The organism is Mucilaginibacter sp. PAMB04168, from assembly GCF_039634365.2.
Classification (GTDB): domain Bacteria; phylum Bacteroidota; class Bacteroidia; order Sphingobacteriales; family Sphingobacteriaceae; genus Mucilaginibacter.
The window spans coordinates 793689-809616 of the sequence record NZ_CP155079.2; the positions used below are offsets into that span (position 1 = coordinate 793689).

The following is a 15928-nucleotide window of genomic DNA, read 5'->3' on the forward strand; positions in this document are numbered from 1 at the left end:
ACCATGAAATTGACCACCCTAATCACCACCGGCCTTATAACTTTATGGAGCAGTATGTTACTTGCTCAGAACGCACGATTTACTACATCCGGCACTGTCGAGTACGAGAAGACGGTGAACATGTTTGCCATGCTCAAAAAGCGTATTAATAAAGATAACGAAAGCTATTTGCAACCGGCTTATGACCAGTACCGCCGCTCACAGCCTCAATTTAAAAAGCTTACCAGTACGCTTACTTTCAACGATAGCAAAACCCTGTACACGCCCAATCCAGACAATGGGCCTCAAAACTTTTGGGGTAGCGGCATGGTGCCACAAAACAACACGGTAGCGGCCGATTTAAATGCAGGCACCAGCGTTACCCAAAAGAAAGTTTACGAGGAAACCTTTTTGGTAAGGGACAGCCTGCGTAAAATTAAGTGGAAAATTACCGACGAAACCCGTGAGATAGCCGGATTTGCTTGCCGCCGTGCTAATGCTATTGTAATGGATTCGATTTATGTGGTGGCATTTTATACCGATCAGATCGCCGTATCGGGCGGCCCCGAATCGTTTACCGGTTTGCCAGGAATGATACTGGGCGTAGCCCTGCCACACGAGAATATCAGTTGGTTTGCCACTAAGGTAACCGATGTGCCCGTACCCCCCAATAAGTTGGCCCCGCCAACCAAAGGCAAGCCGCTTGATAATAAAGGTTTACGCGCCACATTGGAAAAAGCTATGGACGATTGGGGTGAATACGCCAAAGATGAGTATAAAGCTTATATGCTTTAACAGGTATTGATACAATCTGTCGTTTCGAGTGCTAAGAGGAGATTAAATTATAAGCTTAAAAGGTTTAAAGAAGTTCTCCCTATCGTTCGAAATGGCAGATTGTAAATTCTAAAAGTACATTAAAGACGATTAAACAACCTCCACACCCTTTGCCTAAACCCACTGTACTCAGGCTGGCTAAACACTTTTTGTTCCGCTTCCTGTATCCGCGCTTTTAGCTTTTGCCGGCCGCGTAGCTTAACCAGTTGGTGAACCTTCTGCTGGCAATCTGCCGTTTGCTGTAACTCGGGGCACAGCATAAGTTTGGCATCAAAAACGAGCTTGTCTGCGGGTGGCATTTGGCCTAAAAGGTAGCTGTCTATAAGCCGGGTTTCAGTTGCAGAAGTCTTCATACGTCAGTGATTTTGCTTTAACTGTTTCGCGCACTTTTTCCAGGCACTTGTGCTTCTGTACCGTTGCCGATCGCTCACCCGAAAGTCCGAAGCGTTCGGCTATGTCTTTCATGGGCAATTTATCGTAATAAAAGGCTTGTAGCATGTCCATGCATTTTTGTCCGGCTGTTTCCAGGTAACGTAGTAAGCGCTTGGTAGAGGGCATGGCCGAAACATCCTCAGGCAGCTCGGTGTAATTCAACACATCCTCATTAACTTTCCCTTTCTGTTTGTGTTGCTGCTGGTACCACAAGTGCTTGGCTATACCCAATATATAAGCTTTTTCGCTATGTGTTAACTGCAGTTTGCCGGCCACTGCTTTCTCATAGTAGATGATCAGGGCATCCTGAAATATGTCTTTAGCCTCGTCCAGGCTGCCGCCTTGCCTGCTAATGTGTTGTGCCACGGCCGGAAAAGTGGTGAGGTAAAGGTTTGTTAACCAGTCTTGCTTCATTTTGTCAACGGTTTCCATAACTACTGCTATATCATACAAGGTGTACAATACTTTAAATATATCACCAAAAATTTTTGATTTTATCTCAGCAATGTCAAAGCTTCACATCTTGATCAATGCCCATAATCATCATTTTAAAAATTAACTATCTTACCCGCATTGTTTTCAACCCCTATTTATGAGCGCCGAGCAAAAACGAATTGAACAGCATTACAGCAACCAAATAAACTGGCTAAAATGGGGGCCGTACCTATCCGAGCGCCAATGGGGAACCGTTCGTGAAGATTATAGCGCTGATGGCAACTCCTGGGATTATGTTTCGCATGATGCGGCCCGCAGTAAAGCCTACCGCTGGGGTGAGGAAGGCATGGCCGGTTTAAGTGATGATAAACAGCTATTGTGCCTTGGCCTTGCCTTATGGAATGGCAAAGACGCTATCTTGAAAGAACGCCTTTTCGGCTTAACCAACAACGAAGGCAACCACGGCGAGGATGTAAAGGAACTCTACTATTATCTCGACAGCACGCCTACGCACAGCTACATGAAAATGCTATACAAGTATCCGCAACAGGCTTTTCCGTATAGTTGGCTGGCCGAAGAAAATCGTCGGCGTGGCAAGCAGGAGCCCGAGTTTGAGCTGATAGATACCGGTACTTTTGATGAGGACAAGTACTTTGATGTATTTACTGAGTATGCTAAACAAAGTGAAGAAGATATACTGATACAGTACACTATTTACAACCGGGGCAGCGAGGATGCACCTATACATGTGCTGCCACAGTTGTGGTACCGTAATACCTGGTTTAATGGTGAGGCCCGGCCCGAAATATTGTTTCAGGGTCATAACACGATGTATCTCCGGTGTAATCAGCTGGGCGATTACTATTGCTATGCCGATGGTAACCCCGAAGCGCTGTTTACCGACAACGAAACCAACAATGAGCGCTTATACCAGGCAGCTAATGAAGTACCTTATGTAAAAGATGGCATTAATAACCGGGTGGTGAATGGAGATACTGCTGCTGTTAACCCCAGTCATGAAGGTACAAAGGCTGCTTTCTGGTACCAATACACGGTGCCTGCCAAAGGGAAGGTGGTGATTAGATTGCGGTTAAGCAAAATGAAGAAAAAGACACCTTTCCATGGTTTTGATCAGATGCTGGCTTCGCGCCATGCTGATGCCGATAAATTTTACGCTACCCGCCATACGGCTGGCAGTACTGACGATGAAAAGCTGGTACAACGGCAGGCTTGGGCGGGCATGTTGTGGAGCAAGCAATATTATAATTACAACATTAAACGCTGGCTGGATGGCGACGCTAATGAACCGGTGCCGCCAAAAGAGCGACGGCATGGCCGCAACAGCCACTGGAAGCACTTTGTGGCCGAAGATATTTTATCGATGCCTGATAAGTGGGAGTACCCCTGGTTTGCGGCGTGGGATCTGGCTTTTCACTGCATTGCACTGGCCCCGGTTGATGCCGATTTTGCTAAAAATCAGTTGCGCCTGTTGGTTAGCGCTAACTACATACACCCCAACGGGCAGTTACCGGCTTACGAATGGGATTTTAGTGATGTGAACCCGCCTGTACATGCACTGGCCACCTGGATAGTGTTTAATATTGATCGCAAGCGTACGGGTAAGAACGATCTGGTGTTTCTGGAAGAGATATTTCAGAAATTGTTGCTCAATTTTACCTGGTGGGTAAACCGTAAGGATAGCGAGGGTAACAATATTTTTGAGGGCGGCTTTTTAGGCTTGGATAATATAGGTGTTTTTAACCGCAGCGCACCTATACCCGGGGGCGGCTTACTGGAGCAGGCAGATGGTACCAGCTGGATGGCCATGTACTCGCTTAATATGATGCGTATAGCTATGGAGCTTGCCTTGCACAACAAGGCGTATGAAAGTATGGCCGTAAAGTTTGCCGAGCACTTCTTGTACATAGCAGGCTCACTGGCCAATCTGGGCGAAGACTCATTAGGTTTGTGGGATGATGAAGACGGTTTTTACTACGATGTGCTTAGGAAGCCCGATTGCAGCTGGGATCGCCTGCGGTTGCGTACGCTGGTGGGCCTCATTCCTATGTTTGCGGTAATTATTTTTGACGAGGCCAAATGGCAAAACCTCCCCGGCTTAACCGAACGGCTCGACTGGTTTATGAACCAGCGCCCCGACTTGGTTAACTTGGTTAGCCGATGGAAAGATACCAAAGGTACCGAAACGCACTTATTTTCGCTGCTGCGTGGCCATCGCATGAAACTATTACTGCGCCGAATGCTGGATGCCAACGAATTTTTGTCCGATTATGGAATTCGTTCGCTGTCTAAGGTATATGAGCAAACGCCGTATCAGTACATCCTTAACGGGGCCGATTACTCGGTTAAATATACCCCTGCCGAGAGTGACAGCAATATGTTTGGTGGTAACAGCAACTGGCGCGGCCCCATCTGGATGCCCATGAATTACCTGCTCGTTGGTGCACTACATCGTTTTCACGAATATTATACGGATGATTTTAAGGTTGAATACCCGACTGGTTCAGGTCAGTATTTAACGCTGGCCGAGATAGCGCATGCCCTCAGTAAGCGGCTCAAAGGGATATTTTTGCGGAATGAGAAAGGCGAGCGGCCTGTATTTGGCGGACACCCTAAGTTTAACCAAGACGAGCACTTTAAGGATTACATTCTGTTTTACGAATACTTTCATGGTGATACAGGAAAAGGTTTAGGGGCAAGCCACCAAACTGGGTGGACAGGGCTGGTTGCTTTGCTAAAGTAACGACAAGATGAACGTGAGCGCCTCATTTTATAAAATGTCAATTTGTGCAAACTACTTTTAAGGTTGACGCTTATTAAATAAAGCAGACAATTAACAATAAAACGATTACTGAAATTATGAAAGGTTTCGAAAATAAAGTGGCTTTAGTTACTGGTAGCAGCCAGGGCATAGGCGCGGCCTGTGCTATCCGTTTAGCGCAGGAGGGCGCAGATATTATTTTGAACGGCCGTGAATTGGATGAGCGGGGCGAAAAGGTACTGCAGCAAATTAGAGGGATGGGGCGCCGGGCTGAATTCGTTGTAGCCGATGTAAGCAAAGCTCCAACAGTTATAAAGCTGATTGAGGATGGCATTGCTGCGTTTGGCCGACTGGACATACTGGTAAATAATGCCGGCGTTGAAAAAAACAACGATTTTTGGAACGTAACCGAAGAGGAATATGATTTTGTAATGGATACCAACTTAAAGGGGGTTTTCTTCGGCATACAAGCATTTGTAAAGTATTGTAAGGATAACCAGCGCGAGGGTGTAGTGGTAAACATGAGCTCGGTGCATGAGGAAATTGTGTTTCCGCATTTTGCAGCTTACTGCGCCAGCAAGGGCGGACTTAAAATGTTAACCCGTAACCTGGCCACCGAGTTGGCCCCGTTAAATATAAGAGTAAACAACGTAGCCCCAGGTGCTATAGCAACACCCATCAACAAAAAGCTGATGGATAATAAAGAGCAATTGGAAAGTGTGTTGGATAATATTCCTATGCGCAAAATGGGTACGCCGGAGGATGTTGCCGGCCTGGTAGCTTTCCTATCCTCAGATGATGCCAAGTACGTTACCGGCTCAACTTACTTTGTAGATGGTGGCTTAACGTATCATTACGAGGAGCAGTAAAGGCAGCTGGTTAAAACCTGATCACGTTATTGCGAGGAGCGAAACAATCTCTGAACTATGCAGCCAGTTGAATAGGCTGCCGAAGGTATTGCTTCGCTCTTCGCAATAACAATTTTTATTTAACTTCTTTGCTTTCGTTAATTCATCCAGCGCTTATATAGAGCGCTACAAAGATGAGTTTGCGCCCAGCAACGCATCATAATCCTCTGGAGAGTCAATGTCAACGGCACCTTTTTCAAATGGTATAGTCACTATCTCTTGCTGATATTTCATCAGTAGCTTTTTAGCCCCTTCCTGCTCCTGTAAGGCAAGTAGTTCATCAAAATGGGTTTTAGCAAACCATGCCGGAACACCGATCGTATTCTGGTAAGTGCAAGCTATAATGCTGTTATCACCAGTTAAACCCGTTTCTATAAGTTGATAGAGCAGGGCCGTATCTACAAAAGGCTGATCGCAAAGCATCAACAATACGTTATTAAGTGCAGGATAAAGCTCCAGCAGAGCTTTTAGTCCGGCTTTTATAGATGAGCCCATGCCTTGTTCCCAATCAGGGTTGATAATCAGATCAGCCCGCTTGCTGTCTACATCAGTTAAAATAGACAAATTGTTAGCTCCCAGTACCACCACAATTTTAACATCAGTAAGGCGGGCAGCAGCCGTCATAGCCCGCTGTAATAGCGTTTGTCCTTGAAATATCAATTGCTGTTTAGGCTGCCCCATGCGCGAGGAAGAACCAGCTGCCAGTATGATTATCCCCGTCATAAATTCTCGTGGTTTACTGGTAACGATTCCATATCATTCGAGTGGATCACCGTATGCTTATCACGCAAGGACTTACCTTCGCGCTGCTGTAAAACGGCCTGTATTTCAGATAGAATAGACAGGGCTATCTCCTCGGATGTTTCGGCGCCAATGTCTAAACCGGTAGGTCCATATAGCGCTTGCAATTCACTGCTGGTCATGTTCACGCCATTGTCCAACAGTTCATCCAGCATACGCATTAATTTTTTCTTAGGTCCGAGGCTTCCCACGTAAGGCAGTTGCAGCGGCATTAATTGCCGCAGCATAGCCAGGTCATAATTGTAGTTATGGGTCATAAGTACCGCCACCGTAAGGCTATCAGTTGTAAGTAGCGAAAGGGCCTGATCGGGTTTGGCTACCAGTACCTGCCTCGCTTGCGGAAAACGGCTGCTTACGGCGTAATTGGCACGTCCATCTATTACTGTGGTATGCCAGCCTAATACACTAGCCATTTGCACCAGCGGTATAGCATCATTACCGGCTCCAAAAACCAGTAACGAAACGGCAGGTTTCAACAACTCCACAAAACCGGTTATTTCGCTATCGGCCAAGTAAGTTTTGGTTGTGGAGCGGCCTGTTTGTAACACCGCTTGTGCATCAGACCGTAATTGCGCTTCTATCGGCGTGTTACCGCATTTGCTCAGGTATTCATCATTTGTTAAAAACAGGCAGGTACCGAGCTGCGTACCTTTGCGGTTAGCCAGCGAAAACAGGGTTATTACAACTGCATTTTGGCGCTTGCCCAAAAACTTTTTGAATAACTGTATAGGGTGATTAGGTTGGCTGGCAAATATGGGTTCAATTAAAATATGAATGATGCCGTTGCAGCCTAAGCCAACACCCAGTTTGGCATCGTCATCATCAGTCGTATCATACGTAACCAGCATGGGTTGTTGCTGAGCCATTACTAGTCGTGCTTTTCGCAGAGCATCGCCCTCAAGGCAGCCGCCACTTATGGCGCCGGTTAGCTCTCCATCTTCGGTAACAAGCATACGTGCACCTGCCCGCCGATACGATGAGCCTTCCACCTGCACCACCGTAGCTAATGCAGTTTGCTTGCCGGCCTGCTCTGCCGTATCAAAAGCCTTAACTATATCTTCTAATTCTTTCATGCCAAATGTAAACTTAGGGAATAACACATAGGTTGGGTAAAGGTTAGTGATGGAACACTTAAGTTAACACTGTAACGCCGAATAAGTAGTAGAGGTATTCGAACGCACCAAGCCGATCTTTTAGAAAAAATTTCCTCTATCACTCAAAACGAAAATGGCGGGGGAAATTCAAAGCTTCATTAAGCCAAACCTATCTGCCAGTGTATTCAAGTCATCAACAACCGCTTGCACCAATGGGATACCGTTCAACTTCCTATCCTGTTCAGCCTCTAGTTCCGGCTCACCTGGAATGATAACTTTTTGTGCCGGGTTAGCTGTTTGCGCATTTTTGAAACGCGCTATCCAGTTATCCAAATTGTCTTTAAAATCTTCTACAGGGCGAAATCCATCCACCCGCATAGCGCCTAAAAAGTGACCAATGCCTTCTCCGGGCGGATTGGCAGATGGTTCCATAAACGCAACAAAAGGCGGCACCCAAGGGCCATAATTAGCGCCGGATAGTACACCAGATAAAATATCGACGGTAGCACTCAAACCAAAACCTTTGTGACTGCCATGCTCACGGTCGCTGCCAAGGGGCAGGAGGGAGCCGCCACTTTTTAAGGCATGCGGGTCGGTCGTATACTGGCCGTTGGTATCCTGTATCCAGCCTTCGGGCACAGGTTTGCCTGAGCGTTGTGCAATCTCCAATTTGCCGTTAGCTGCGGCCGATGTAGCCATATCTACAATTAAAGGAGGGTATTTACCAGCCGGAAAAGCATAGCACATAGGATTGGTACCCAGCATGCGCTCGTTGGCAAAAGTTGGCGCCACCAGCGGACTGGCATTCGTCATGGCGAAGCCAATCATGTTCTGCTCAACTGCCATCAGTGCATGGTAACCGGCAATGCCAAAGTGGTTGGAATTACGTACAGATACCCAGCCTGAGCCATACTGCTCAGCTTTTTGTAAGGCTATCTGCATGGCAAAAGGCGCTACCACCAAACCCAGTCCGGCGTCGCCATCAACGGTAGCTGTGGTAGGCGTTTCGTGCACTACCCGAATGTTTGGCGTGGGATTAATGCGCTGCTTTTCCCATAGGCGCACGTACCCGCTTAGCCGGGCTACCCCGTGCGAATCTATTCCACGTAAATCTGATTTTAGAAGTACATCAGCAGCCAGTTGAGCATGTTCTTCTGAACAGCCTATAGCTGTAAATATATTCTGCGTAAAGATACGTAGGGTCGATTCGGGGAAGATGTTTTGCATGGTTTTGCAAAGCTACAATTTATAAATTATGTAGTATGCTGCCAGTATGCGCTGGTTGAAGACTTAACACCAGCCTCCCAAAATCTTACTTTAGTAAAAAGGGAAAGCTTTTCTAAGCAATAGATTGTATTCGAAAAGATCTCTCGCCATCGTTCGAGACAAGCAGTAGCAGCATTAATTACTCAGACAGTACCGTAAATTTAAATTCCAACGGTTCAAAGTTCCGGATAAGCTCGTCGATAAATACCTGACCCCACTTTACGTAGAAAAGGCCGAAGTTTTCGCTACGTTCTTGCAGGCTGTTTTTAGGGAATATATCTTGCTTAATAGCTTCGATTTGGCGCAGGTGAGTTTCGTGATTGCGTTTTTCGGCTTTAATAAGCTTCCGTTCAAGATTATCAATGGCATGCTTTAAACGTGCCTGCACTGCATTGGTTGAGGGGCCTAAGGTTGGGTCAATTTTGTGTGCCCTCAGCTTAAGCTTCTCAAAAATGCACTGCAGCTCGCGCCACTCGTCTTTCAGCGACAGCTCGTGCTGGGTATGAGCCTTCACCCATTCATTCTTTATAATGTCTGTGTCTTTAAATAACTGTGCAGGCTTAAGCTGCATCTTTCGCACTTTGGCTGTTGTTTCCTTACGGATAACAAGCCCTGAGTTGCGTAAAATAAGTATAGGAAATGGGATGTTGTAATGATCAAAATTGGCTTTCAGTTGTAGCCAGTACACAATTTCGGCACCGCCGCCAATGTAAGCCAGGTTAGGTAAAATGTACTCCTGGTACATAGGGCGCATTACTACATTGGGGCTAAAGCGTTCGGGGTGCGTATCAATTTCCTGTTCCAGCTCCTGTTGGGTAAAACGGATACTGGTGTTCAGTACATGGTAGATATCACCTTCTTGCACAATGCGCTCACGCAGATTGTCTTGAAGATAGAAGAAGTTAATTTCGCGTGGGTTTACCTGTGTATGCACACCCAGGTTTTGCAACAGAGTATTACTGGCCGATATATGCTTAAAGCTGTTCTGCTCAATAATATCCTCTTTAATAATATCCGCAAACTGCTGCTTTAACCGGCTATCGTCGGCATCAATAATTACTAAACCATATTGACCAAATAAAGCGTTTACCAAATAGCGCATGGCATCGGCCAGGGTGTGATGTGAACCATAGGCCGTTTCAACAATTTGAGCCAGCTCGGTAGCGTGGCCTTCCAATCCTAATACACCTTTATACTGGGTAAGGCATTCACGAAAAGTTTTGATAGCCAAACGGCCGGTAGCGCCGCTCACTTGCTCATTCCACTGTATTTTTTTGGAACCGATGTTGGTGTAATTAATCTCAGCAAAATCATGGTCTTCAGATGCCATCCAGTATACCGGTACAAATTTCTTATCAGGGAATGCTTCTTCCAACTGCCTGCACAGCTTTATGGCTGTTACAATTTTATACAAAAAATACAGCGGACCGGTAAAAACGTTAAGCTGATGGCCAGTAGTTATGGTGTAGGTATGATCAGCTTTCAGCAGTTCAATATTAGCCTGAACGGTTGATGCAAACGGCATTTCAGGATTACCGGCTTTGTTGTATTGCTCGGTAAGTACCTGCGCCAGCAAATTGCGGTTGGCAGTTACCTGCTTATGCTCCAGCAGTTCATGAAAGCCTTTTAGAGTAGGACGGTGACTGTAAAACGACTTCAGTTCGGGCACATCCTCCAGGTAATCTATTACCGTTTTGGAGAAGAACCCGGTTTCATGATAATCAATACAGTTAGCGTCCATATCATCAAAAGTAGAAGCATTATTTAAAACGCTCCCATTGCCTTATATTATTTTACAATTTGTCCATAAAGGTCAAAGTCCTCAGCACTGTCAATCTTTACATTAACAAAACTGCCAACAGTAGCGTATTGTTGGGTAGCGTCAATTAAAACTTCATTATCCACTTCGGGCGAGTCGAACTCGGTACGGCCGGTGAGATAGCCGTTGTCAATTTTATCGATCAGTACTTTATACGTATTGCCTACTTTGTCCTGGTTCTTTTCGTAGGATATGCCTTGTTGCAATTCCATTATGGTTTCAACACGTTCCTGCTTTGTATCCTCGGGCACGTCGTCAATTAAATTATGGGCATGGGTTTTTTCCTCGTGCGAGTAGGTAAAGCAGCCCAGTCTGTCAAAACGGGTTCCTTCCACCCAGTCATACATTTCTTCAAAATCCTGCAAGGTTTCGCCGGGGTAACCGGTGATGAGCGTGGTACGCAAAGCAATGCCCGGTACTTTATCACGTATGGTATTTACAAGGTCGATGGTTTTTTGCTTAGTAATGCCACGGCGCATCGACTTCAGCATGTTATCGCTGATGTGCTGCAGCGGCATATCCAGGTATTTGCAAATATTGCTGCGCTCGTTCATGGCATCCAGTATCTCCATTGGGAAGCCCGAAGGGTAGGCGTACTGCAGGCGTATCCATTCAATGCCATCCACATCGCTCAGGCGGCGCATAAGTTCATCCAGGTTACGTTTGCCATAAAGGTCGAGGCCGTAATAGGTTAAATCCTGTGCAATCAGGATCAGTTCGCGCGTGCCTTGTTTAGCCAGGGTTTTAGCCTGATTAACCAGTTGCTCCATTGGAGTACTTACGTGCTTGCCGCGCATGAGCGGGATAGCGCAAAATGAGCATGGGCGGTTACAGCCTTCAGCTATTTTAAAGTAAGCAAAATGCGATGGAGTGGTGAGCAAGCGCTCGCCTAATAGTTCGTATTTATAATTAGCGCCGATGGTTTGCAGTACATCCTGCAGATTATTGGTGCCAAAATAAGCGTCAACGTTAGGAATCTCGGCTTCAAGCTCGGGCTTGTACCGTTCTGATAAACAGCCTGTAACTATTACTTTGCCTATTTTACCCTGCTCTTTCAGTTCACTGTATTGCAGAATAGTGTCAATTGACTCCTGCTTGGCATTATCAATAAAGCCGCAGGTGTTAATCACTACAATATCATTACTGTTCACGTTTTCGGCCTCGTGCACTACATCAAACAGCTGACCTTTCAGCTGGCCCATCAGCACTTCGGAGTCGTATATATTTTTAGAGCAGCCCAAAGTAACCACGTTTACACGGGGCTTGGCAGTTAAAATGGGTTGAGGAATTACTTTTGTCTTCATTTACGCTACGCTTATCTATCTCCACTTCTGTTATTTCGAGGCTAATAAGAAATCTTTTCTAAGCGATTTAAATACGCGTTTGAAAAGAGCTCTCCCTATTATTCGAGATAACATCATTCATTTTATCTTATATTTTATTAAACAGGCTATCTACAAAGGCTTTGCGGTCAAACAGCTGCAAATCGTTCATGCCTTCGCCTACACCTATATATTTTACTGGAATTTTAAACTGATCGGATATGCCGATAACTACACCGCCCTTGGCCGTACCATCAAGCTTGGTAAGTGCGAGGGCATTTACCGCCGTGGCTTCGGTGAACTGCTTACATTGTTCAATGGCGTTTTGGCCGGTTGAGGCGTCCAGCACCAGCAATATCTCGTGCGGTGCACCGGGTATTACCTTCTCCATTACGTTTTTTATCTTGGTAAGCTCATTCATTAAGCCTACTTTGTTATGTAAACGACCGGCAGTATCAATAATAGCCACGTCCTCACCATTAGCAACAGCCGAACGCAGGGTATCATACGCTACCGATGCCGGGTCTGAACCCATGGCCTGCGCTACTACGCGTACGCCTACACGTTCTCCCCAAAGCTGTATCTGGTCTACTGCGGCAGCACGAAAGGTATCGGCGGCGCCAAGCACGACTTTGTTTCCGGCTTGCTTTAACTGGTGGGCCAACTTACCAATGGTGGTTGTTTTACCTACACCGTTAACGCCCACTACCATAATCACATAAGGTTTGTGGTTGCCGTATTCAAATTTTTGAAAATCGTTGCTGTTGTTTTCGGCCAGGAGGTGTTGTATCTCGTCGCGCAGCAGGTTGTTAAGCTCAGAGGTGCTTACATATTTGTCTCGTGCTACCCTGGCTTGTATACGCTCAATAATTTTAAGTGTAGTAGTAACGCCTACGTCAGAGGTAACCAGCACTTCTTCCAGATCATCCAGCACATCATCATCAACCGTTGATTTACCGGCAATTACCTTAGTTATTTTAGAAAAAAAGCTATCCTTGGTTTTTTCTAAACCGGTATCCAGCGCCTCTTGCTGCTGTGGCGTACTTTCTTTCTTTTTAAAAAAATCGAATAATCCCATGTGTCAGATGTGCAGATTAAAAATGTGCAGATGTGCAAATATACGCAAATACCCTCCAACCCCCTAAAGCGTAAGCGCCTGAAAACGGCTAATGTATTAATTATGAATGTTTAATGATAATGACCGAATTGCCGGCATTTATAAAGTTATGTACTCGGCCTTGGGAGGCTTGGGGCAAATAAAAAAGCCCTCTTGGCTGGCAAGACGGCTTTTATATATTGTTATTGTAAAGCTAATAATTAAGCTTTAGCTTCAGTGATCGCATCTTTAACGTGATCGTTATGTACGATTTGCTCTTTGAATGAGTAAGCACCTGTTTTGGTTGATTTAACCATGGTAATTACTTTAGAGTACTCTTTACCTTTACCGGTTTTCAGGGTTGCAACTACTTTCTTTGCCATCTCTTTTGTGTGGTTATTGAGTTACTGGTTATCAGTTATTAAGCTAACGGATAACCTAATAACATACTAACGTAATAACTAAGTTAATTACTTAATTTCTTTGTGAGTGGTTACTTTACGTAATACCGGGTTGAATTTTTTCAATTCTAAACGCTCGGTTGTATTTTTCTTGTTCTTGGTAGTGATGTAACGAGACATACCTGGCATACCACTTTCTTTATGCTCGGTGCACTCTAATATTACCTGAACTCTATTGCCTTTCTTTGCCATAATATTTTATGTTGTATGTTGTACGTTATGTTGTAAGAAAGCTAACAGGCAACCCACAACACCACCCACAACGGGGTTCTACTATATATATCCTTTTTTAACAAATTTATTGATACAAGCAGTTATACCATTTTTGCTGATGGTTTTTACGGCCGAAGTAGATACTTTCAAAGTAATCCATTTATCTTCTTCCGGTATATAAAACTTCTTGATTTTTAAGTTAGGATAAAACTTACGGTTAGTCTTAACGTTTGAGTTAGAAACGTTATGGCCGTTCATCGGGCTTTTTCCTGTTAAATCACAAATTCTTGACATGACAAAACTTTTTAATGTGTCTTTTTCTAAAAGAGTGTGCAAATATCAGGAAATTAAGTGAATAATTCAATACCGGCCTCAAAAATTTTCAAAATAATTTGCTGGCATTAATTTGTTCAAAAAATTCTAACTTACCCGCTCCGATTATTAACCATCTTATTGTTATGAAAATAACCTCTTTTGAGCAGTACAAGCAAATATACGAACAAAGCGTAAACCAGCCCGAACAGTTTTGGGACGAAGTAGCCAACACCTTTCAGTGGCGCAAAAAATGGGATAAAACGCTAGAATGGAATTTTAAGGAACCCAACATAAAATGGTTCCAGGGCGCAAAACTTAATATTACTGAAAACTGTTTGGACCGCCACCTCGAAACCAATAGCGATACACCGGCTATTATTTGGGAACCTAATGATCCTACTGAGTCGCATCGGGTGCTTACTTATAAGCAACTGCATGATAAAGTTTGCCAGTTTGCCAACGTGCTAAAAAATAACGGTGTGCAAAAAGGCGATCGTATTTGTATTTATATGCCTATGGTACCCGAGCTGTCAATAGCAGTGCTGGCTTGTGCGCGTATAGGTGCAGTACACTCCGTTATATTTGGCGGTTTCTCGGCACAATCAATTGCCGATCGTATTCAGGATGCACAATGCAATGTAGTAATTACGGCCGATGGCGGTTTTCGCGGAGCCAAGGATCTGCCTTTAAAATCTGTGATTGACGATGCACTGGTGCAGTGCCGGTCGGTTAAGCGCGTTATTGTGTTAACCCGCAGCCGTACACCTGTTAGTATGATTAAGGGCCGCGATGTGTGGTGGGAAGATGAGATTAAGAAAGTAGAAACACAGGGTAACCCGGCCTGTCCGGCCGAAGAGATGGATGCAGAAGACATGCTATTCATCTTGTATACATCAGGTTCAACCGGTAAACCTAAAGGCGTGGTACACACCTGCGGCGGCTACATGGTGTATACCGGTTATACTTTTGATACGGCTTTTCAGTATCAGCCTGGTGAGGTATACTTCTGTACAGCCGATATTGGCTGGATAACCGGTCACTCCTATATTGTATATGGTCCGCTATCACAGGGCGCTACGGCACTTATGTTTGAGGGCGTACCTACTTGGCCTGATGCAGGCCGGTTGTGGGATATTGTAGAAAAGTTTAAAGTAAATATTTTATATACCGCACCAACCGCCATCCGCTCGCTGATGAGTTTTGGTGAAGACGTACTGAGCGGTAAAAACTTTAGCTCCTTAACCAAGTTAGGGTCGGTAGGTGAACCGTTGAACGAAGAGGCCTGGCACTGGTTTGATGAAAAGATAGGACATGGCGAATGCCCTATTGTTGATACGTGGTGGCAAACCGAAACAGGCGGTTTCATGATATCGCCCATAGCCAATGTTACGCCGCTTAAGCCAGGTTATGCCAGCTTACCGCTGCCAGGGGTGCAACCGGTATTAGTTGATGAGAATGGTAAAGAGATTGAAGGCAACGGCGTAAGCGGCAACTTATGTATCAAGTTCCCTTGGCCGGGCATGCTGCGCACCACTTATGGCGACCATGAGCGCTGCCGCCAAACTTATTTTGCCACCTATGATAACATGTACTTTACCGGCGACGGCTGTTTGCGCGACAATGATGGCTATTACCGCATAACCGGCCGTGTAGATGATGTGTTAAACGTATCGGGTCACCGCATAGGTACTGCCGAGGTAGAGAACGCCATTAACATGCACAGCAGCGTAGTAGAATCGGCTGTGGTGGGTTACCCGCATGATATTAAAGGGCAGGGTGTATATGCATTCGTTATCAGCCCCGATAAGCATGAGAATGATGAATTGACCCGCAAAGATATTCTGATGACTGTAAGCCGTATTATTGGCCCTATTGCCAAGCCTGATAAAATTCAATTTGTAAGCGGCCTTCCTAAAACCCGGTCGGGCAAAATTATGCGCCGTATACTACGCAAAATAGCCGAGGGCGACACCAGCAACCTGGGCGATATCTCAACACTGTTAGATCCTGGTGTGGTAGAGGAAATAAAGGCTGGAGCGCTGTAATAATAACATTATCAGCTCGAACGATAGAGCGAGGTCTTGTTTGGTGCAGAAAACCTGTTCTTTTAACAAGACCTTCACTATCGTTCGAGATAACCTCGTGAGTTTAAAAGCAGGAATCACGTTGGCCTT

The 15928-nt window shown here is 45.3% G+C and carries 15 protein-coding genes; 4 read left to right on the forward strand and 11 right to left on the reverse strand.

Annotated features, from left to right (window positions below; all coding sequences use genetic code 11):
- Positions 1-3 precede the first annotated feature (3 nt).
- On the forward strand, positions 4-774 hold the full coding sequence (locus tag ABDD94_RS03375) for a GLPGLI family protein (protein ID WP_345954689.1): 771 nt from the start codon (positions 4-6) through the stop codon (positions 772-774).
- 119 nt (positions 775-893) lie between these two features.
- On the opposite strand, the gene ABDD94_RS03380 is transcribed toward ABDD94_RS03375, so the two are convergent.
- Positions 894-1166, reverse strand: coding sequence for a hypothetical protein (locus ABDD94_RS03380; protein WP_345954690.1), 273 nt, complete (start codon positions 1164-1166; stop codon positions 894-896).
- Positions 1147-1677, reverse strand: coding sequence for a sigma-70 family RNA polymerase sigma factor (locus tag ABDD94_RS03385; protein WP_345954691.1), 531 nt, complete (start codon positions 1675-1677; stop codon positions 1147-1149). Before ABDD94_RS03385 ends, ABDD94_RS03380 begins: the two co-directional genes overlap by 20 nt.
- Before the next feature lie 160 nt (positions 1678-1837).
- Between ABDD94_RS03385 and ABDD94_RS03390 the strand changes: the two genes are divergently transcribed.
- Positions 1838-4441, forward strand: a complete 2604-nt coding sequence (locus ABDD94_RS03390; RefSeq protein WP_345954692.1) for a glucosidase — start codon at positions 1838-1840, stop codon at positions 4439-4441.
- 116 nt (positions 4442-4557) lie between these two features.
- Positions 4558-5328 carry a glucose 1-dehydrogenase gene (locus ABDD94_RS03395; RefSeq protein ID WP_345954693.1) on the forward strand — a complete coding sequence of 257 codons (771 nt, stop codon included), beginning with the start codon at positions 4558-4560 and terminating at the stop codon, positions 5326-5328.
- A 165-nt stretch (positions 5329-5493) separates the two neighbouring features.
- On the opposite strand, the gene ABDD94_RS03400 is transcribed toward ABDD94_RS03395, so the two are convergent.
- The 9 genes from ABDD94_RS03400 to rpmB all read right to left on the reverse strand — a co-directional run bounded on the left by ABDD94_RS03400 (position 5494) and on the right by rpmB (position 13733).
- Positions 5494-6090: a nucleotidyltransferase family protein gene (locus ABDD94_RS03400; protein WP_345954694.1), complete on the reverse strand. Its 597-nt coding sequence runs from the start codon at positions 6088-6090 to the stop codon at positions 5494-5496.
- Positions 6087-7241 carry an XdhC/CoxI family protein gene (locus tag ABDD94_RS03405; protein ID WP_345954695.1) on the reverse strand — a complete coding sequence of 385 codons (1155 nt, stop codon included), beginning with the start codon at positions 7239-7241 and terminating at the stop codon, positions 6087-6089. The genes ABDD94_RS03400 and ABDD94_RS03405 overlap by 4 nt, the downstream gene beginning before the upstream one ends.
- A 168-nt stretch (positions 7242-7409) precedes the next feature.
- Complete coding sequence (locus ABDD94_RS03410) at positions 7410-8489, reverse strand: Ldh family oxidoreductase (RefSeq protein ID WP_345954696.1); 1080 nt, start codon at positions 8487-8489, stop codon at positions 7410-7412.
- 178 nt (positions 8490-8667) lie between these two features.
- The gene (gene bshC, locus ABDD94_RS03415) at positions 8668-10269 is read right to left on the reverse strand and encodes a bacillithiol biosynthesis cysteine-adding enzyme BshC (protein WP_345954697.1); all 1602 of its coding nucleotides are present in this window, start codon (positions 10267-10269) and stop codon (positions 8668-8670) included.
- A 47-nt stretch (positions 10270-10316) separates the two neighbouring features.
- Positions 10317-11651 (reverse strand): 30S ribosomal protein S12 methylthiotransferase RimO, encoded by a 1335-nt coding sequence (gene rimO, locus ABDD94_RS03420; RefSeq protein ID WP_345954698.1) that lies wholly within the window; start codon positions 11649-11651, stop codon positions 10317-10319.
- A gap of 127 nt (positions 11652-11778) precedes the next feature.
- Positions 11779-12747, reverse strand: coding sequence for a signal recognition particle-docking protein FtsY (gene ftsY / locus ABDD94_RS03425; RefSeq protein WP_345954699.1), 969 nt, complete (start codon positions 12745-12747; stop codon positions 11779-11781).
- Positions 12748-12986: 239 nt separating this feature from the next.
- Positions 12987-13148 (reverse strand): DUF4295 domain-containing protein, encoded by a 162-nt coding sequence (locus ABDD94_RS03430; protein WP_345949112.1) that lies wholly within the window; start codon positions 13146-13148, stop codon positions 12987-12989.
- An 87-nt stretch (positions 13149-13235) separates the two neighbouring features.
- Positions 13236-13418 carry a 50S ribosomal protein L33 gene (gene rpmG, locus ABDD94_RS03435; RefSeq protein WP_157539955.1) on the reverse strand — a complete coding sequence of 61 codons (183 nt, stop codon included), beginning with the start codon at positions 13416-13418 and terminating at the stop codon, positions 13236-13238.
- An 81-nt stretch (positions 13419-13499) separates the two neighbouring features.
- Positions 13500-13733, reverse strand: coding sequence for a 50S ribosomal protein L28 (gene rpmB / locus ABDD94_RS03440; protein ID WP_342645947.1), 234 nt, complete (start codon positions 13731-13733; stop codon positions 13500-13502).
- Between the two features lie 164 nt (positions 13734-13897).
- On the opposite strand from rpmB, the gene acs reads away from it, so the two are divergent.
- Positions 13898-15799, forward strand: coding sequence for an acetate--CoA ligase (gene acs, locus ABDD94_RS03445; protein WP_345954700.1), 1902 nt, complete (start codon positions 13898-13900; stop codon positions 15797-15799).
- Positions 15800-15928 lie beyond the last annotated feature (129 nt).

Coding starts and splice junctions, on each gene's coding strand:
- ABDD94_RS03375 (WP_345954689.1), top strand. CDS start 4: ATGAAATTGACCACCCTAATCACCACCGGCCTTATAACTTTATGGAGC.
- ABDD94_RS03380 (WP_345954690.1), bottom strand. CDS start 1,166: ATGAAGACTTCTGCAACTGAAACCCGGCTTATAGACAGCTACCTTTTA.
- ABDD94_RS03385 (WP_345954691.1), bottom strand. CDS start 1,677: ATGGAAACCGTTGACAAAATGAAGCAAGACTGGTTAACAAACCTTTAC.
- ABDD94_RS03390 (WP_345954692.1), top strand. CDS start 1,838: ATGAGCGCCGAGCAAAAACGAATTGAACAGCATTACAGCAACCAAATA.
- ABDD94_RS03395 (WP_345954693.1), top strand. CDS start 4,558: ATGAAAGGTTTCGAAAATAAAGTGGCTTTAGTTACTGGTAGCAGCCAG.
- ABDD94_RS03400 (WP_345954694.1), bottom strand. CDS start 6,090: ATGACGGGGATAATCATACTGGCAGCTGGTTCTTCCTCGCGCATGGGG.
- ABDD94_RS03405 (WP_345954695.1), bottom strand. CDS start 7,241: ATGAAAGAATTAGAAGATATAGTTAAGGCTTTTGATACGGCAGAGCAG.
- ABDD94_RS03410 (WP_345954696.1), bottom strand. CDS start 8,489: ATGCAAAACATCTTCCCCGAATCGACCCTACGTATCTTTACGCAGAAT.
- bshC (WP_345954697.1), bottom strand. CDS start 10,269: ATGGACGCTAACTGTATTGATTATCATGAAACCGGGTTCTTCTCCAAA.
- rimO (WP_345954698.1), bottom strand. CDS start 11,651: ATGAAGACAAAAGTAATTCCTCAACCCATTTTAACTGCCAAGCCCCGT.
- ftsY (WP_345954699.1), bottom strand. CDS start 12,747: ATGGGATTATTCGATTTTTTTAAAAAGAAAGAAAGTACGCCACAGCAG.
- ABDD94_RS03430 (WP_345949112.1), bottom strand. CDS start 13,148: ATGGCAAAGAAAGTAGTTGCAACCCTGAAAACCGGTAAAGGTAAAGAG.
- rpmG (WP_157539955.1), bottom strand. CDS start 13,418: ATGGCAAAGAAAGGCAATAGAGTTCAGGTAATATTAGAGTGCACCGAG.
- rpmB (WP_342645947.1), bottom strand. CDS start 13,733: ATGTCAAGAATTTGTGATTTAACAGGAAAAAGCCCGATGAACGGCCAT.
- acs (WP_345954700.1), top strand. CDS start 13,898: ATGAAAATAACCTCTTTTGAGCAGTACAAGCAAATATACGAACAAAGC.